Annotated in this window: 1 pseudogene; it reads left to right on the forward strand. The window is 43.2% G+C overall.

What is annotated here, in order from left to right:
• A pseudogene (locus A3729_RS32100) lies at nt 1–395 on the forward strand (peptidoglycan-binding protein); the annotation flags it as partial.
• Between the last annotated feature and the right edge of the window lie 195 nt (nt 396–590).

The raw sequence follows: 590 nt of genomic DNA on the forward strand, positions 1-590 counted from the left end.
TGAATATTCTTCGTAGCAGTGAAGAATTGCGCCAAGGTGACCGCTTGTTGCCGACTGAAGATAGAATGATTAACTCTAATTTTGTGCCAAGTAAGCCAGAGCATGATATTCGAGGCAAGATGATTTCTGTGGCTTCAGGTGTTGGTAATATTGGTCAGTATAATGTTGTTGTTATCAACCGCGGCGAGCGTGATGGTATTAAGGAAGGTAATGTACTCGCAGTATACAAGAGAGGCGGCTTGGTTCGTGATCCTTACACCAAAGAAAAGATTGAGTTACCTTCACAGCGTGCAGGTTTGTTAATGGTGTTTAGAGTCTTTGAGAAATTGAGCTACGGCTTGGTTTTGAAAGCAACACGCCCACTTGCTGTGATGGACGAGGTTCGTACGCCTTGATTTGAACCTGAGCCTTGAATTAGCGAGGCTGTAAAGATTAAAGTAAACTGAAGGCAGCTTAAGGATTAAGCTGCCTTTTTTGTTGGGCGATTGCTTGGCAAAGTATACCTAGGCCCGGAATAGGGCATTCTGCTAATAAATCGATTAAGGATGATCGTATGGCTATTTCTTCAAGTTGCGAATACATCGCACAAC

The sequence above is a fragment of the Oleiphilus sp. HI0043 genome, from assembly GCF_001634935.1.